14 protein-coding genes and 1 pseudogene are annotated in these 15,228 nt (G+C 41.5%); 9 read left to right on the forward strand and 6 right to left on the reverse strand.

Annotated elements, in window-relative coordinates; genetic code table 11:
- Positions 1-54 precede the first annotated feature (54 nt).
- Positions 55-771: an MgtC/SapB family protein gene (locus CA598_RS05095; RefSeq protein WP_042126933.1), complete on the forward strand. Its 717-nt coding sequence runs from the start codon at positions 55-57 to the stop codon at positions 769-771.
- Positions 772-856: 85 nt separating this feature from the next.
- Complete coding sequence (locus CA598_RS05100; RefSeq protein ID WP_094868565.1) at positions 857-1,846, forward strand: aldose 1-epimerase; 990 nt, start codon at positions 857-859, stop codon at positions 1,844-1,846.
- A gap of 99 nt (positions 1,847-1,945) precedes the next feature.
- Here the strand turns inward: CA598_RS05100 and thrS are convergent, their stop codons facing one another.
- Positions 1,946-3,859 (reverse strand): threonine--tRNA ligase, encoded by a 1,914-nt coding sequence (gene thrS / locus CA598_RS05105; RefSeq protein WP_094875672.1) that lies wholly within the window; start codon positions 3,857-3,859, stop codon positions 1,946-1,948.
- Between the two features lie 473 nt (positions 3,860-4,332).
- On the opposite strand from thrS, the gene CA598_RS05110 reads away from it, so the two are divergent.
- Complete coding sequence (locus tag CA598_RS05110; protein WP_094875674.1) at positions 4,333-5,001, forward strand: TraX family protein; 669 nt, start codon at positions 4,333-4,335, stop codon at positions 4,999-5,001.
- Positions 5,002-5,095: 94 nt separating this feature from the next.
- On the forward strand, positions 5,096-6,616 hold the full coding sequence (locus CA598_RS05115) for a copper amine oxidase N-terminal domain-containing protein (protein ID WP_094875676.1): 1,521 nt from the start codon (positions 5,096-5,098) through the stop codon (positions 6,614-6,616).
- A 101-nt stretch (positions 6,617-6,717) separates the two neighbouring features.
- Here the strand turns inward: CA598_RS05115 and CA598_RS05120 are convergent, their stop codons facing one another.
- Entirely contained in the window at positions 6,718-8,133 is a 1,416-nt protein-coding gene (locus tag CA598_RS05120) for a metallophosphoesterase (RefSeq protein WP_094875677.1), read from the reverse strand.
- A 208-nt stretch (positions 8,134-8,341) separates the two neighbouring features.
- On the opposite strand from CA598_RS05120, the gene CA598_RS05125 reads away from it, so the two are divergent.
- Positions 8,342-8,941, forward strand: coding sequence for a nitroreductase family protein (locus tag CA598_RS05125; protein ID WP_094875679.1), 600 nt, complete (start codon positions 8,342-8,344; stop codon positions 8,939-8,941).
- Positions 8,942-9,013: 72 nt separating this feature from the next.
- A pseudogene (locus CA598_RS05130) lies at positions 9,014-9,175 on the forward strand (DUF2188 domain-containing protein); the annotation flags it as partial.
- Positions 9,176-9,283: 108 nt separating this feature from the next.
- Here CA598_RS05130 and CA598_RS05135 read toward each other — a convergent pair.
- On the reverse strand, positions 9,284-10,453 hold the full coding sequence (locus CA598_RS05135) for a peptidylprolyl isomerase (protein ID WP_094875681.1): 1,170 nt from the start codon (positions 10,451-10,453) through the stop codon (positions 9,284-9,286).
- A 185-nt stretch (positions 10,454-10,638) separates the two neighbouring features.
- Positions 10,639-10,974, reverse strand: a complete 336-nt coding sequence (locus CA598_RS05140) for a hypothetical protein (RefSeq protein WP_042126947.1) — start codon at positions 10,972-10,974, stop codon at positions 10,639-10,641.
- 181 nt (positions 10,975-11,155) lie between these two features.
- Between CA598_RS05140 and CA598_RS05145 the strand changes: the two genes are divergently transcribed.
- Complete coding sequence (locus tag CA598_RS05145; protein ID WP_094875683.1) at positions 11,156-12,262, forward strand: lactonase family protein; 1,107 nt, start codon at positions 11,156-11,158, stop codon at positions 12,260-12,262.
- Positions 12,263-12,387: 125 nt separating this feature from the next.
- On the opposite strand, the gene hfq is transcribed toward CA598_RS05145, so the two are convergent.
- Positions 12,388-12,609, reverse strand: a complete 222-nt coding sequence (hfq, locus tag CA598_RS05150) for an RNA chaperone Hfq (RefSeq protein ID WP_042126951.1) — start codon at positions 12,607-12,609, stop codon at positions 12,388-12,390.
- A gap of 110 nt (positions 12,610-12,719) precedes the next feature.
- On the opposite strand from hfq, the gene CA598_RS05155 reads away from it, so the two are divergent.
- The gene (locus tag CA598_RS05155; RefSeq protein ID WP_094875685.1) at positions 12,720-13,361 is read left to right on the forward strand and encodes a phosphatase PAP2 family protein; all 642 of its coding nucleotides are present in this window, start codon (positions 12,720-12,722) and stop codon (positions 13,359-13,361) included.
- Between the two features lie 95 nt (positions 13,362-13,456).
- Here the strand turns inward: CA598_RS05155 and CA598_RS05160 are convergent, their stop codons facing one another.
- Complete coding sequence (locus CA598_RS05160) at positions 13,457-13,990, reverse strand: hypothetical protein (protein ID WP_094875687.1); 534 nt, start codon at positions 13,988-13,990, stop codon at positions 13,457-13,459.
- A 186-nt stretch (positions 13,991-14,176) separates the two neighbouring features.
- Between CA598_RS05160 and CA598_RS05165 the strand changes: the two genes are divergently transcribed.
- A complete protein-coding gene (locus CA598_RS05165) occupies positions 14,177-15,223 on the forward strand; it encodes an FUSC family protein (RefSeq protein WP_094868575.1) in 1,047 nt (348 codons plus the stop codon).
- Positions 15,224-15,228 lie beyond the last annotated feature (5 nt).

Here is a 15,228-nt window from a genome sequence, read left to right on the forward strand (position 1 = left end):
CTTTATCTCTGTTTTCCGTTATAATGGAGTATCTTGGAGAAAGGAGAATGAATGATGGATTTTCATATTGAATCATTAATTAAGCTGCTAGTGGCCATGCTGTTCGGGCTGTTCATCGGGATTGACCGACAGATCAAGCAGAAACCGCTGGGGATTCGGACCAGTATGGTCATAAGCATTGCCTCGTGTCTTGTAACCGTAGTGTCCATTCATGCCTTTGATAAGTTTGCGGGTCCAGAGCATCCGAATATGGATCCGATGCGCCTCGCTGCTCAAATTGTCAGTGGAATAGGATTCTTGGGCGCCGGGGTTATATTGCGTAGAGGTGGAGATGCGATATCAGGTTTGACCTCAGCAGCACTCATCTGGACAGCTTCTGGAATTGGGATAGCTGTGGGTGCAGGATTCTATATTGAAGCTGCGTATGCAGTTATTCTTTTGATGTTTGCGGTGAATTTGGTTCCTCATTTAATTCGTTCGATTGGCCCTGAGGTGCTTAACAAGCATGAAGTTTCGGTGAGAATCATCATGGAAGCTAATTTTGTACTTACTGAAGTGATCCAAAAAATCGAGCGGCCTCAGGTTAGTACCCAACGAAGTACTAGAAGCCCCTCCCGAGCGATCCGCAGAATGAAAATTAAGGATTTGGAAGATGGAAGGCAAATGATCGATATGGTGATTTCAGCACCGGATAAAGATTACGCAACAGAAATCTATTATGATGTGAAGAAAATTGATCATGTCATGAGCGTTGAAGTGGAACAGCTGTAAAAAAGGGCATGTCACGTCATGACCAGATGTGGTAATCTATCAAGTAGAGACAATTATCAGACACTGGAAGGGAGAACATATTATTATGTCTATCACAGCCTATGAAGGACAATATGAAGGAGAAGCAGCCATCTGGTTAAAAGCTGGCCGTTATGAGGCAGCTATACTACCGGGTATCGGTGGCAACTTGATCTGTTTCCGTGATACCGAAAACGGTTACCGTTTCTTGCATGAACCGGGAGCTGAGGAAATGGAAGCCTTCAAGGCAAGTCCAGGCATCCATGGAATTCCTGTATTATTTCCTCCGAATCGTTATGAGGATGGCAAATTCCCATGGAATGGTCAAACTTATCAATTCCCAGTAAATGAAGTCGCTACGGGCAACCATTTGCATGGTTTTTTACATACGGCAGCTTGGGAAGTGGAAGAGTTCGGTAGCGGTAAGACAGAAAGCTTCGTAACCGTATTCATTAAAGTGGATGAGAATCATCCTTCTTATCAATACTTGCCACATAAATATACGATGAAACTACGTTACACCCTTGGTGAAGGTGGCTTATCTCAACAGGTGCAAGTGCATAATGATGGTGATGATGTGATGCCTTGCTTGTTGGCATTCCATACCGCGATTAATGCACCATTCGCACCGGAAAGTTCTCCACAAGATTACCGTGTAAAAGCAACTATCGGCGAGCGTTGGGAACTGGATGACCGCATGCTGCCAACAGGTAAATTCCAAGCGCTGGAGCCAGGAGAAGTTCAGCTTCGTGATGAAGGTGTGAGTCCATATTTTGCATCAATGGATAATCACTACACCGCTGTACCTCAAAACGGACGCAATCGGATGGAGCTTACTGACAGTAAAGCTGGAATAACCTTGGTATACGATGTAGGGACTTCGTACAAACAATGGATGATCTGGAACAATGGTGCTACAGAACAGTTCTTCTGTCCTGAACCGCAAATTAACTTGGTTAACGCACCAATGGTGGATCTACCGGCTGATGAGATTGGCTTGTTCAGCCTCAAACCAGGCGAATATTGGGAAGAAAGCAGTCGTCTGTACGTGAAATAGTGTTCATTTGAATAATAATATGTGATCAAAGAAAGGGCTGTCTTGTTCGTAGATTTCTACGAATAGACAGCCCTTTAACGTTTTATTAGGAGCAGAACTTTAATTTTTACTAACTATTTCTTTATTAATCTGTTCAATAATCTCATGGATACTCTTTGAACCAAGATCCCCCTCACCACGTTTTCTTACAGATACACTGCCAGAGTTTTTCTCATTCTCACCGAGAACGAGCATATAGGGTGCTTTTTCCAGCTGAGCTTCACGAATTTTGTATCCTAGCTTCTCATTTCGGATATCAACCTCTACACGAATGCCAGCTTGTTCTAAGGATTGTTTCACCTGAAATGCATAAGCAACGTAGTTCTCAGAGACGGGCAATAACTTCGCTTGAACGGGTGCTAGCCATAGCGGGAATGCGCCGGCATAATGCTCCGTAATAATCCCCATAAATCGATCAATTGACCCATAAACGGCGCGATGGATTACGACCGGGCGATGCTTAAGGTTATCTTCCCCGATATAAGTTAGATCGAATTTCTCTGGCATTTGCCAATCTAGTTGGATGGTTCCACATTGCCAGCTTCGTTTTAGCGCATCTAAGATATGGAAATCAATTTTTGGTCCGTAGAACGCGCCATCACCTTCATTCACACGATACTCGATCCCGAGATTGTCTAATACACTTTGTAAAGATTGTTCAGCTAGATCCCATAGTTCTTTTGATCCCATATAATCTGCCGGGCGAGTAGATAATTCAATCTTATACTCAAAGCCAAACACTTGATAAATATGGTCAATCAGTGAGATTACCCGGCTTATTTCATCCTCAATCTGCTCTGGTAATACGAAGAGATGGGCATCATCCTGACAGAAAGTACGAACACGCATCATCCCGTTAAGTGCCCCAGAGAATTCATGGCGATGTACTTGACCAAATTCGGCAATACGGATAGGCAACTCTCGGTAAGAATGTAGATTATTTTTATAGATCATCATATGACCTGGGCAGTTCATCGGCTTGAGTGCAAATTTTGTTTCGTCTACATTGGTGAAATACATATTGTCTTTATAGTGATCCCAGTGCCCGGATTGCTCCCAAAGCCGATTATTCATCATCAGCGGTGTACGAACTTCATCGTAATCTCTCTGTCTTTGTAGTTCACGTGCGAAATTCTCAAGCTCTGTACGGATAGTCATTCCCTTTGGAAGATAGAAGGGCATGCCTGGAGCTTCTTCAGAGAACATGAACAATTCCAGTTCCTTGCCAAGCTTACGGTGATCACGCTTCTTTGCTTCTTCAAGAAAGAGTAGGTGCTCTTCAAGTTGAGCTTTCTTAGGAAAAGCAGTTCCGTAGATACGTTGCAGCATTTTATTATTGGAATCTCCACGCCAGTAGGCACCTGCTACATTCAACAGCTTAAAGGCCTTGACCAATCCAGTTGAGGGAAGATGCGGGCCTCGACAGAGATCCGAGAATTCACCTTGTTCATAAATAGATAATACTGTGTCTTCAGGTAGATCACGGATAAGCTCCAGCTTTAAGGGCTCATTCATCGCTTCAAAAAGCTTGATTGCTTCAGCGCGGGGAACGACACGGCGGACAATCGGGTGATTCTCTTGAATAATTCTCGCCATCTCTTGTTCGATTGCTACAAGATCATCCGTGGATAGAGGTGTTTCAATATCAATGTCATAATAAAAGCCATCTTCGATTACTGGACCTATGCCAAGCTGGACACCCTTATCTCCATATATACGCTTTATGGCCTGCGCCATGATATGTGCTGTACTGTGTCTATAAATTTCCAGCCCTTCTTTGCTATCCAACGTAACAATTTCGAGCTGGCAATCATGATCGATCGTTTGGTTTAGGTCAACGGATCTTCCATCGATTATTCCAGCTACAGCACTTTTTTTCAGACTGGTACTTATGACACCTGCTGCTTCTTTAATCGTCGTTCCTTGTAGTACCTCTCTAATTGTTCCGTTTTGCAGTGTTACCTTGATCTCCATGATTGTTAGCCTCCAGTTCTCAAAAATTGTTAGTGGTGAACGCAAAAAAACGCATCTCTCCCAGAAAGGGACGAGTGCGTTCAGCTCGTGGTTCCACCCTAATTCGACCTATCACAAGGATAGGACCTCATTGGTATCCTTTAACGTGGATAAGTCGGTGCCACATACTACCGTAAAATTTAGATCTACGGATTCAGCGCCACAGCTACAAAGGGGTAACTCCACAATCGTTTACTGGAGAAGCTTTCAGCCTAGACCTCTCTCTCTGGACAGTTCGTATAGGAAATCTTGTCTTTGATCATTGCCATATGATGTTGCTCGTTCATAGTACTCAATTGCACCCCATAAAGTCAAGAGGCGAGAAACCAGAAATTCAGATCTCTTTTATTGCGGTCATCATTTGTGTATTAGCGAAGGAGATGAAGTAGGCTTTGGCGAATGTATGATATCAACCTATTTTATGGAGGTTTGATATGCAGATTCTCGCTATGCTGACGATGCTAATCGATCATATTGGCTATATCTTTTTTCCAGAGGATATCGCTTGGAGATATGTAGGAAGAATAGCCTTTCCAATCTACTGTTACGGGCTTGTGCAGGGGCATATCCATACATCATCCAGACCGAAATATTTATTCCGACTGCTTATAATCGCTATTATTGCTCAGATCCCATACAATTTAGCGATTAATCCTGGTGGATGGAATGTGGTGTTTACGCTTTTATTATCTGGAATTGTATTAGTTGTTTTAGATAAACTTCCTACTCTATGGCTTGGTATACCTGTTGTCATTGCAGCTATCGCGTTAATGGATTACTTCCCGATAGATTATAATGCGTACGGCCTGCTGCTAGTATTGATATTCCGTTATACGAGGTCATACTGGCTTGTTATGGCACATCTGGCATTAAACTTGTTTTACATGTTCTATAACTATTGGGTGGTCCAAATGCTTAGTATTTTACCGACATTGTTGATTGCTTTGATACCTGCACTTTGGGGATATTTAGAGCGTCACCGGGTGAAACGCTGGGTTTGGTGGTCTTTTTATCCTGCGCATTTACTGATTTTGGCAGTATTAAAAGGCTTGATTTACAATGAATGGGTTTCTATCGAATGGCGAAGTTTGTTGAATTTATAGTATTTTTACAATAACTCATCCTTTGATTTACAAATGTTACCTTTGCTGAGATAATGGATTGATTTTAAAAAAATTCTTAAAAAGGAGACTTGCTATGAGGAAAATGATAGCTAGAACAAAATGGTTTATTCCTTTTGTCGCGCTGCTGCTTGTTCTGGCCGGATGTCAATCGGTTGGAGGTTTCGATGTTAATAAGGCATTGATCGGGGATGTCGATGTTAAATCATCAGAATCCAGCATGACGTTTTCTATGAACGCTGAGCCTGCAGAAGGACTGAGCGCAGAAGATAAGGAAATGGTAGATCTCATAAATTCTTTTTCCCTGAGTATTAGCCATGCAAAGTTGCAAGAGAATGGTAATGTATCTGCCGATGGAACGATCGGCTATAAACAATTGAATATTCCATTCTCATTGTTTATGGACAAACAAACTTTAGTCTTTACGGTTGAAGGAGCAAAACAACCATTTTACTTCCCGGTTCAAGGCTATGATGAGGTCTTAGCTGAAGTTGGATTGGATCTGACTAAAGCTGAAGATCTTAGTAAGCTGCTAACGAAGTTTGTGGTGAAGAATCTTCCTAATCCAAGTGCAATTAGCGTAACACCAGTTAGTGAGGCTGTTTATGGCCAGCAGGTGAATATGACGAAGTTACATACCGAAGTGACGGGTGATGAGCTTCCGGCATTATTAAAAGGATTCCTGAAATCGATCTCTAAAGATACGGAAGGTTTTACAGAATTAGTTGGTGGTCTATATGACTATCTGTATCCAGTAATCAAAGCTATGGACGAAAAAGGCTCCGGTGATTATGAAATTCCAGGTATTGGAGTCATTCCTCTGGGTGATAAAGAAGCTGTTGTAACCGTACTGCATGATGCAGCAAAATTGGCTGTGGATGCTTTACTACTGGTTTATGACAATCAACTAGACAGTCTTTACAAATCAACCCCTGAGCTTAAGACGGTCCTGAGTAAGGATACGAAGCTTGCTGTCGATATTTTTGTAGACAGTGGACTACATGTTCGTAAACAGAATGTTGATCTGAAAGTGGCGCTTCCAGGTACAGAAGATATGCCATTAAAAAGCTTCTCTCTTAAGGCTTCCAGTCAGATTTGGAACATTGGTGGGGCTGTAACGGCAGATCCAATCAGTACAGAAGGAGCTCTTGATGTTTCTTCCGGTGACCTGACTCCTGGAGAGACTTTGAACAATTTTGATCCGAATTCTAACGTTTATCGTATTTTGAAAGACGATCTTGGTATCACCAAGAGAACGATTGTCATCGAACCAGACGACGAATATTATTATCCGATCGTTGACAATAATACGACGTACATTCCTCTTCGGTATTTTGCAGAAGATTTAGATGCTACTGTGGAATGGGATACAGTCAATCGTGCTATTATCGTAACTGATGGTGTGTACGGTGATAAACTGGTATTCAAAATCGGTTCTTCCGAAGCAGTGATTAACGGTGACAAAGTGAAGCTTGCAGAGCCTGTATTTGTTGACGAATATGGTGATGCCTATGTATCGCTACGTCTGCTAGCTGAAGCACTTCATGCTACTGTGTATGTAGATGAAGATGGTTGGATTACTATTACACGTAAATAGTTAGTTCGATCCTCATTGGCTAATTAACAGAAACAAACCCAGCTTCTAACTTCGCAGAAATGCGGGTGAAGCTGGGCTTTTATATGAAATAGGGCAGCTTTTTATTGCTTCGTTAAAACCACCTCTAGGTCGACATTACTTAACGATTTTTCTTCAGCCATACTTTGGACATACCCTCCTAAGAAACCGTCCTGATGTTCCTCCCAAAGCTTGTAGCCCGGCAACGCTTTAATATCCTTCGCAAAGGTACCTGCAGTTCCGGCAAAGTATTGTACAATCAGCTTGGACATTACCTTCGCCATGGATTCTTTTTCAGACTCCGTTAAAGGACTTTCCTTAAGACTATCCATAGCTTTGTCATAGGAGTTAGTAGCAAAGGTTTCTTCGGCATATGCCTTGAAGTTTAAGAGATTGTGATCTGTAATCTGGTTAGCTTCAGCCCAACCTTCTACGTTCAAAGAAGCTGTTTTATAATTTACGGTTCGCGAGACGGGATCGAAGGTCATGGCTCCATATTGATGCGGATTGACGGCCATCGCACTCGTAGCGATATCATAGATTGGCAATTGTTCAGAGGATGCTGTATCTTGATTCGCGTCTGCTGGATCTACTTGAATGTCCTGCATATGAATATGTCCTGAGAGAACTAGATTAAGTCCATTCTTCCGTAAGGATTTTATAGCTTCCTGGCTGTTATTAAGCTTGAAGCCTGAAACGGACATAGAAGTGTGACTTAATAAATTATGATGCATCACCGTGATCACAGAAGCGTGCTCTTTGGCTGCGAGCTTAACGGATTCATCCATCCATGAAAGCGTAGAGGAAGCAATACGCCCATCAGTCTGAGGGAAACCGTATTTTTTATTATTAAGGTATTGGCTACTGTCTATCATGAGAATCCATAAGTTGGGGGCAGCCTTGACGATATAGCTTAGTGATTCCTTATCACGTGATGCAGCTTCTTTGTAGCCGAAATCCGCATACATTTTGACGAAATCCTTATCTGTAATTGAATCCGTAAGGAGCTGTTTATAGCCACTGAAGGATCTAGCCCAAGGATTAAATAAGTCGTGATTGCCTGGAATGACATAAATAGAGGTTCCTTGTTGTTCAATTCGTTTTAAATTTTCGGTTAACTTTTGATGGCTGCTGCGTTCTCCATTATTAGTTAAATCGCCACTGAGGATGATAAATGCAGGTTTTTTCTGTTCAGCATCATAGACCAAAGCTTCAGCCATTTCATCACTGTAGGGCAGCATTTTTCCATCGCCTCCAGTGACATAAGTTTGAAAAGCCTGTCCACCATCCTGAAGAGCCTTATCCAAAAAGTGAGTGTCTGTGGCGACCCAGAAAGAGAGAGGTTTTAGCTCAGCTTGATCAAGTTCCCCAGCGTTTAAATTAGACGATTTTGTGTCTTTACAGCCAGTAAGTGCCAAGCTAAGGAAAAAGAGTACTACACAAGAGAATATGACCATTTTTTTATGTGGAATAAGAACTTTACCTGTTAAAAAATTCATTTATATAACCTTCCTTCTGTACTTTTGCTGCACTATTGTAGCTTATTTTTAGCCGGAATGTATATCGGAAAAGTGAAGGGGAGATGTTACTAATCTAGGCTAATTGTATATCCGACAAAATAAGTTGTGAATAGATGTTGTGTTTTCGGAAAAAAGGTGATAAGATGTACAAAAGTAAGTTACTTAAATAAATGGAGGTAGTTATTTTATGTCTAACAATTTTCTTGAAGCAGTTAAAGGAAGACGTTCTATCTATGCCATCAGTAAAGAATCCACTGTAGCCGATGCTCAAATTATTGAAATCGTTGAGCAAGCGGTTTTGCATAGCCCAACTTCATTCAACTCCCAAAGCTCCAGAGCGGTTGTTCTTTTAGGTGAACAGCATGATAAATTATGGGATATCACTACAGAAACTTTGCGCAAAATTGTTCCAGCTGAACAATTTGAAGGAACAGCGCAAAAATTAGCATCTTTCAAAGAAGGATACGGTTCCGTATTGTTCTTTGAAGACCAAGCTGTAGTGAAGAATCTGCAAGAAAACTTCGCATTGTATGCTGAGAACTTCCCAGTTTGGTCTAACCAATCTTCAGGCATTCTGCAGTTCGTAGTATGGACTGCGCTTTCTGAAGCAGGTTTAGGCGCGTCGCTGCAGCACTATAATCCACTAATTGATGACGAAGTAAAAGAAGCTTGGGGTATCCCGCAAGACTGGAAACTGATTGCTCAATTGCCATTTGGCAAGACGGTAACTCCAGCAGGTGAGAAACAATTCCAACCGGTTGAAGATCGCGTTAAAGTCTTTAAATAAGCTTAAGTGAGTGTTTAAAACCTCCTAGACCAGGCTAATTAATTATATAGTCAGGTTAAGGAGGTTTTTTGTATGCCGTGGAACAAAGAAGATTATCCAGATTCACTCAAGAACTTCACTGCACCTATTCGTAATAAGGCGATTGATATTGCTAATGCATTGCTAGAAGATGGATATGAAGAGGGAAGAGCCATCTCTATTGCTACCGCACAAGCGAAAGAGTGGGGAGAGAATCGTGATAAGCAGGTCCGTAAAAAAGGACATTAATTAAAAGGTGCGAAAGTAGGCACAAAAAAAGCAGGACAGCGTTTATTAACGCTTGTCCTGCTTTTTACTATCTTTTTATTTAGCGGATTCAGTTTCTGCTTCTGCACTTGCAGATGGCTCAGGAGAAGCTGTTGCATCTTTTTTTGCATCCGTAAGTGAATTTGTGATTTTTGCTTTTGCAGTTGTATCTGTCAACCAAGTGTTGGAAAGAGTGGAAACCTTTTGAGAAACAAGGGTCTTTTTGATTTCATCTTTCTTTTCTTCCATAGTGTAGTTTTTAGCGTCTTTGTGGTCGGTTACTTTAATGATGTGATAACCGTAATCGGATTTTACAGCTCCACTTGTTTCCCCAACTTTAAGTTTAAAGGCTACATCGGAGAATTCAGCTACCATATCTCCACGTTTGAAGAAATCTAGATCTCCACCATTAGCCTTGGAACCAGTATCCGAAGATTTTTCTTTAGCTAGTTCAGCGAAATCTGCTCCATCTTTCAATTGCTTCAGAATTGCATCTGCTTCTTCTTTAGTCTCAACGAGAATGTGGGAAGCACGAACTTGTTCTTCTTCATTGAAAGTAGCTTTATTTGCTTCATAGTAGTCTTTGATTTCTTGATCCGTTACCGTTACTTGCGGCTCAAGAATCTTACGTAGTTTTACTTGCAATGGCATTTGCTTCTTCAAGTCATCAACAGTCATTGAGCTTTGTTGCAATGCAGCATTAAATGCAGCTTCTCCGCCGAATTGTGTTTTAAGGTCTTCTAATTCAGCATTGATGTCTTCATCAGTAACGGTTACGTTGGCTTTTTTAGCTTCTTGATCAACGAGTTCAGTAGTAATCATAGCTTGCAGCGTGCTTTCTCCGCCTGCTTCGATCAATTTATCATAAAGTTGTTCTTTAGTAATGTTAGTTCCGTTAACGCTTGCAACAGCTGTGTTGTCGCCGCCACTTTGGAATGGAGGCTTTATCAGTACAATGATGAGTGCCGCAGCCAGAACCACAGAGGCAATCATCCAGCCCTTGTTACCTTTAGGAGAAACTGGTGGAGCAGGTGGTGTCGTATTATTATTACTGCTGACTTTGTTCATTACTGGAATACCTTCCTCTTTTGTTGTATTCACAGGTTCTTCAGCAGCTACGACCTCCACTTCTTTTACTTCATTGGTATTCTCGGTAGTGTTCAATTCTTCTTCCGGAGTACCGTTGTTTTCTAAGTTCTCATTTCCATTCAGATCTTTTTTGTCCATTATTAGTAATGACTCCCTTCAATATAGGTGTTGCTTGTCTATTTACAACTTTAACAGAAATCCTGATCCTAAACCTTAAGAAAGTATAAAAAAAGATAGGATCTTTTTAAGTTTCTATTAATAAAAAGCAAAAAGCCGGAAATGGCATCGGTAACATGCCCTTCCGGCTTATGGGAATAAGATGTTTACTTCAGTCCTTTCAATAGATGACGAATACTTTCCTGTTTCCGTCTTGGGACCCGTACGTTTTTAGCGAATAGGCCTTTTTCTCCGAAATAAATGCAGTCGTCTTCGATAGAACTGATCTTGTTCAGATTGACATAACAGCCACCATACACATGATAGTAAGTAGAATTGGATAACAATCGTTTTAATTGCTCGGCAGTCATTCTCTTTTTTATGTTGTAGTTTCTGCCGTGAAAAATGACCAAATCATGGTCCCCGACCTTAAAGAACAGAATGTCTGTTTCCACCTCGAAGTCCTCGTATACATTTCTGGCTTCCAGCAGGATGCTACTCATTCATGTTCCCCCTTTGTACTTAATAAAAGACTAATGTTAGCGCTTTCATTATAGCACAATCCCTAATCATTGGAAAGCCTTATTTTTGAACTATTTGTCACACTTTTTACTTTATAGTTTGTCTTTAACGTTTAAAAATTGTAAATTATATAATAGCAATACTTTGGAGGAGGATGTAGAGATGAAAAAGCAGACTAAGTTATTGCTGTTTACGGGTTCCTATGCAAGTGCCACGGAAAGCGGTGTGCAGGTATTTGAATTCGATGGCGAAGCAGGAGGTACGTTAAAATTAATCGACTCGGTTCAGGGTCTAACTAACCCCACCTTTGTTAATGTAGATGCTTCAGCCCAACGTTTATATGCCATAGGAGAAAAGCCAAATGGTGAGGGTGGAAAAGAGGGAGAAGTCGTTACCTTTGCTATCGATGCTAAGCGTGGGAAATTGAGCGAATTGAACCGTATGACCTCAATGCCTGCCTCAGGCAATGGTCAAACGACTACATGCCATATTTCTAGAGATCTAAGCGATGAATACATTGTTGTATGTAGTTATCATGGTGGCAGTGTAGGCTTGATCACATTAGATGAAGAAAAAGTTGCAAATCAACTGGCAGATGTCGCGATTCATTCCGGTCATGGTCACCATCCTGAACGTCAGGATCGCCCGCATCCCCATTCGGCTATTTTCAGTCCGGACGGACAGTATCTTTTTGTTTCTGATCTTGGGCTTGATATTATTCGGTCCTATAGAATCAATAGGGACTTGAACAAACTAGAAGTTCACGGAGATACTGCGCTTCATCCAGGGGCGGGACCTCGTCATTTTACTTTTCATCCAGATGGAAAGTCTGCTTATGTTATAAACGAGGTGGATTCCACGATAACATCGTTTACATATGACAGTGCTACAGGGACGCTTCACACGGTAGATACAGTTTCAACTTTGCCTGAGGATTTTAAGGAAGAGAATACTTGCGCTGAAATTGCTACTTCAGTAGATGGAAAATATCTTTACGCTTCTAACCGTGGAGCGGATAACATCGCAGTGTTTGCAGTGGATAACGCTACTGCCAAGCTTACACTAATTGAATATGTCTCTACTCGTGGAGGGCATCCGCGACACTTCTCATTAACTCCGGATGGGGCTTACCTTATTGTTGCAAATCGTGACGGTAATAACCTGGTTGTGTTCTCAATTGAAGAGACCAGTGGCCGTCTCGTCTTTACTGGAAATACTGCCGAGGTATCCAAGCCGGTGTGTGTGAAGCCTGTGATTTTCCCTGTTTAAAAGAAACTCGTTTATGAAGAGTGAATAAGACAATTTAAGAAAATAATAAAGGGAACACCGGAGATGTAGACCGGTGTTCCCTTTATTATTGAAAATAGGATGAAGAAGTTTAATAAATGTGTGAACTATTTGAGTGAGACGGGCTTAAGAGGTACAATAGTGGATACTGCAGATTTGAAGAGCACATTCTGTCTGCCATCACCTTGCCCCTGTAAAGTGATTGTGAATGCATCATACGAGGTTACAACGCCTTGCATTTTTACACCATTTGTTGTAAAAATCGTCACGGGCACCTTTGTGGAAATAAACTGGTTCAACAAACGTTCCTGCAATTTTAGACTCTCCACTTTGGCAGCACTCCATCTTTTTGTATATTTATTTCTCTATAATTATAGCACGGGTTATAGCTTCTCTGGAAATGTGATCGACTGGCACAAAAATAGACACGGAGGTATTTATGCTTTATTATCAGAACTGGTCTAGAGGTTTTCGTTATTTTATAGGGTTTGCTGCTTGTTTCGTCGTTATTGCGATTCTAGTTCATATGAATAAGGTATCATCATTTGATAACTATATAATTCATTTTGTTCAATCCGCTGAATCACCTGGACTGACCACATTCGCCAAAGGACTATCTCTGATAGGTTCCTCCAAGGTAGCGATTGGCATATCTATCGGCACGATGGTACTGCTGTATTATCTGCTGAAACATCGGCTTGAGCTAATTCTGTTCCTATGGGTTGGACTAGGCTCACTGCTGTTGAATACACTTATGAAATTATGGTTTCAAAGGGAGCGTCCAAATTTCCATCGTATTGTCCAAGAGCTCGGTTATAGTTTCCCAAGTGGACATTCCATGGCAGCCTTCTCCCTGTATGGGGTAATTGCCTATTTACTGTGGCGTCATTTGCCGCGAAGAAGTGAAAGAATCCTGTTAATAATGTTTGCGGTATTTATGACTGTGGGCATTGGCTGGAGTCGTATTTACCTGGGAGTTCATTATCCTAGCGACGTAATTGGTGGTTTTGCTGCAAGTGGCGCGTGGCTGATGTTATCCATCAGTCTATTTGAAGCCTATAAAAAACGGATATCCTCATAAGAAATGAAGATACCCGTCTTTGTGGGGATATTTTAAAATATAAGAATATATATGTGTCACGCTAAACATTATCCTTATATTTCTCGCATAAACACTTACCGTCCTAAATAGGACGCCGAAGGCGTTTTTGCTTGAGGCTTCATCACATGATGTTCCGAAGATTTATGATCTTGGAAATGACCCATTTTGCTTATTTTTTTCTTCAGCATAGACGGAAGTCCAGCCTTTAGCTTTTGAGCTTCGTCTTTTGTTAGACGTCCCTCGCTGAGGGCTTGATCCAGCCGCTTACTTGCGGATTCGCTGAGCTTTTGAATATATTGATCTTCGGTCCAGCCTTTCTTCTCAAGAGCAAGCTCGGGGAGCGTTTTGCCTGTTTTAAGGCTATTGATTAGCTCCGTACGATCCATCTCAAGCAGCTTGGCTGTTTCGAAAATAATGAAATGTCCGCCGGCTCTGAATTTCCCGTCTTTCCCTGGTGGGGGTCTATGACCGTTTTCCGAAGGCCCAGAATCAGGTGCAGTGGAGGCTACATTCTCAGCTGACACGCTCCGAGTAGGAGCAAGTGCCGGAGACAGACTGAGGACAAGAACAGCTGTGATGGTCACTAATTTTTTGATGTTGTTATTCATTCACTCACCTCGTATGTTATGTGATAGGTACTTACCTGAATTAGTATTCCCTGAAAGCTGAAAGAATCATAAGCGAGAGCTTAAATAATCATAAAATTCATCAACTCTAGGCTTGGGTAATTAGAGGAATGAGGAATTCGTAGATGTCCATATTGCAGAGTGGGCCAATTTTTAGGGGGGATATTTTTGGCTTTTGGAGCTCGCATATTTAAAACAGGAATGGCAGTCACGCTTGCCTTGTATTTAGCCGAACTGCTACATTTTCCATCTTCTGTGGGCGCTGCGATTGCAGCAATTTTCGCTATGCAGCCATCTATTTATCGCTCTTGGCGTTATTTTCTTGATCAGCTGACAACGACTACAATGGGTGCGGTACTCGCTCTTCTGGGGGGAATGCTGTTATCCAATAGTCCAATTGCGGTTGGGTTGGTCTGCATTCTTGTCATTATGATCAGTATGAAAATTAACCGAGCGGATACTATTAGCCTGACACTCGTCACTGTTATAACAGTGATGGAGGCTTCTGGAGAGTGGCAGTTCGCGCTGAATCGTTTCTTATTAACATTGACAGGGATTGTTTCTGCCTTTCTAATCAATATTATAGTAGTTCCTCCGAAACCACGGAAACAGTACATCAAGCAAATCGAGAACGTCTTTGCCAGTCTTTCCTTGCTGCTTAGAACGGCTGTATCTCATGAGATGAAGGAAAGTGTGTTTCGTGATGAAAAACTTGCGCTAGAGTCATCTATTAAATCTTTAGCCGATAAATACGCTTTGTTTGAGGAGGAGCAGAAACAGCTAAAGAGGGCGAAGTACAGTCAGACTAGACAAATGGTTGTCTATAAGAACCTGTTATCTTCTTTGCAAAAAGGCTTCGATGTTCTTGAGGCTGTGGATCGGCATTATTTTCAAGCGGATCGAAGTGAAGAGACAGATGCATTGTTTGACAGTCATTTGGAGCAGCTAATCAAATATCATCAACTGATCTTGCTGAAATTTGAAGATAAACTAAAACCAAACACTAATGAATCGGAACCCTTGGGAGAAGAGAATGATGGATTTTTGAATTCAACGATCCTGAGGTATAATGCGGAGAAAATAGGTCAACTACGATTGTATGTTGTAGCCGCAGCTATTTATGATTACGGATATCAATTAGAACGGCTTGATAAAGTGGCAGATCAGATGAATCGTATAGCTACTGAGGAAAAAGAAACGGATCACGAAGCTTAAAACAT

It is taken from the genome of Paenibacillus sp. VTT E-133291 (genome assembly GCF_002264395.1).
Taxonomy (GTDB): Bacteria; Bacillota; Bacilli; order Paenibacillales; family Paenibacillaceae; genus Paenibacillus_AQ; species Paenibacillus_AQ nitricinens.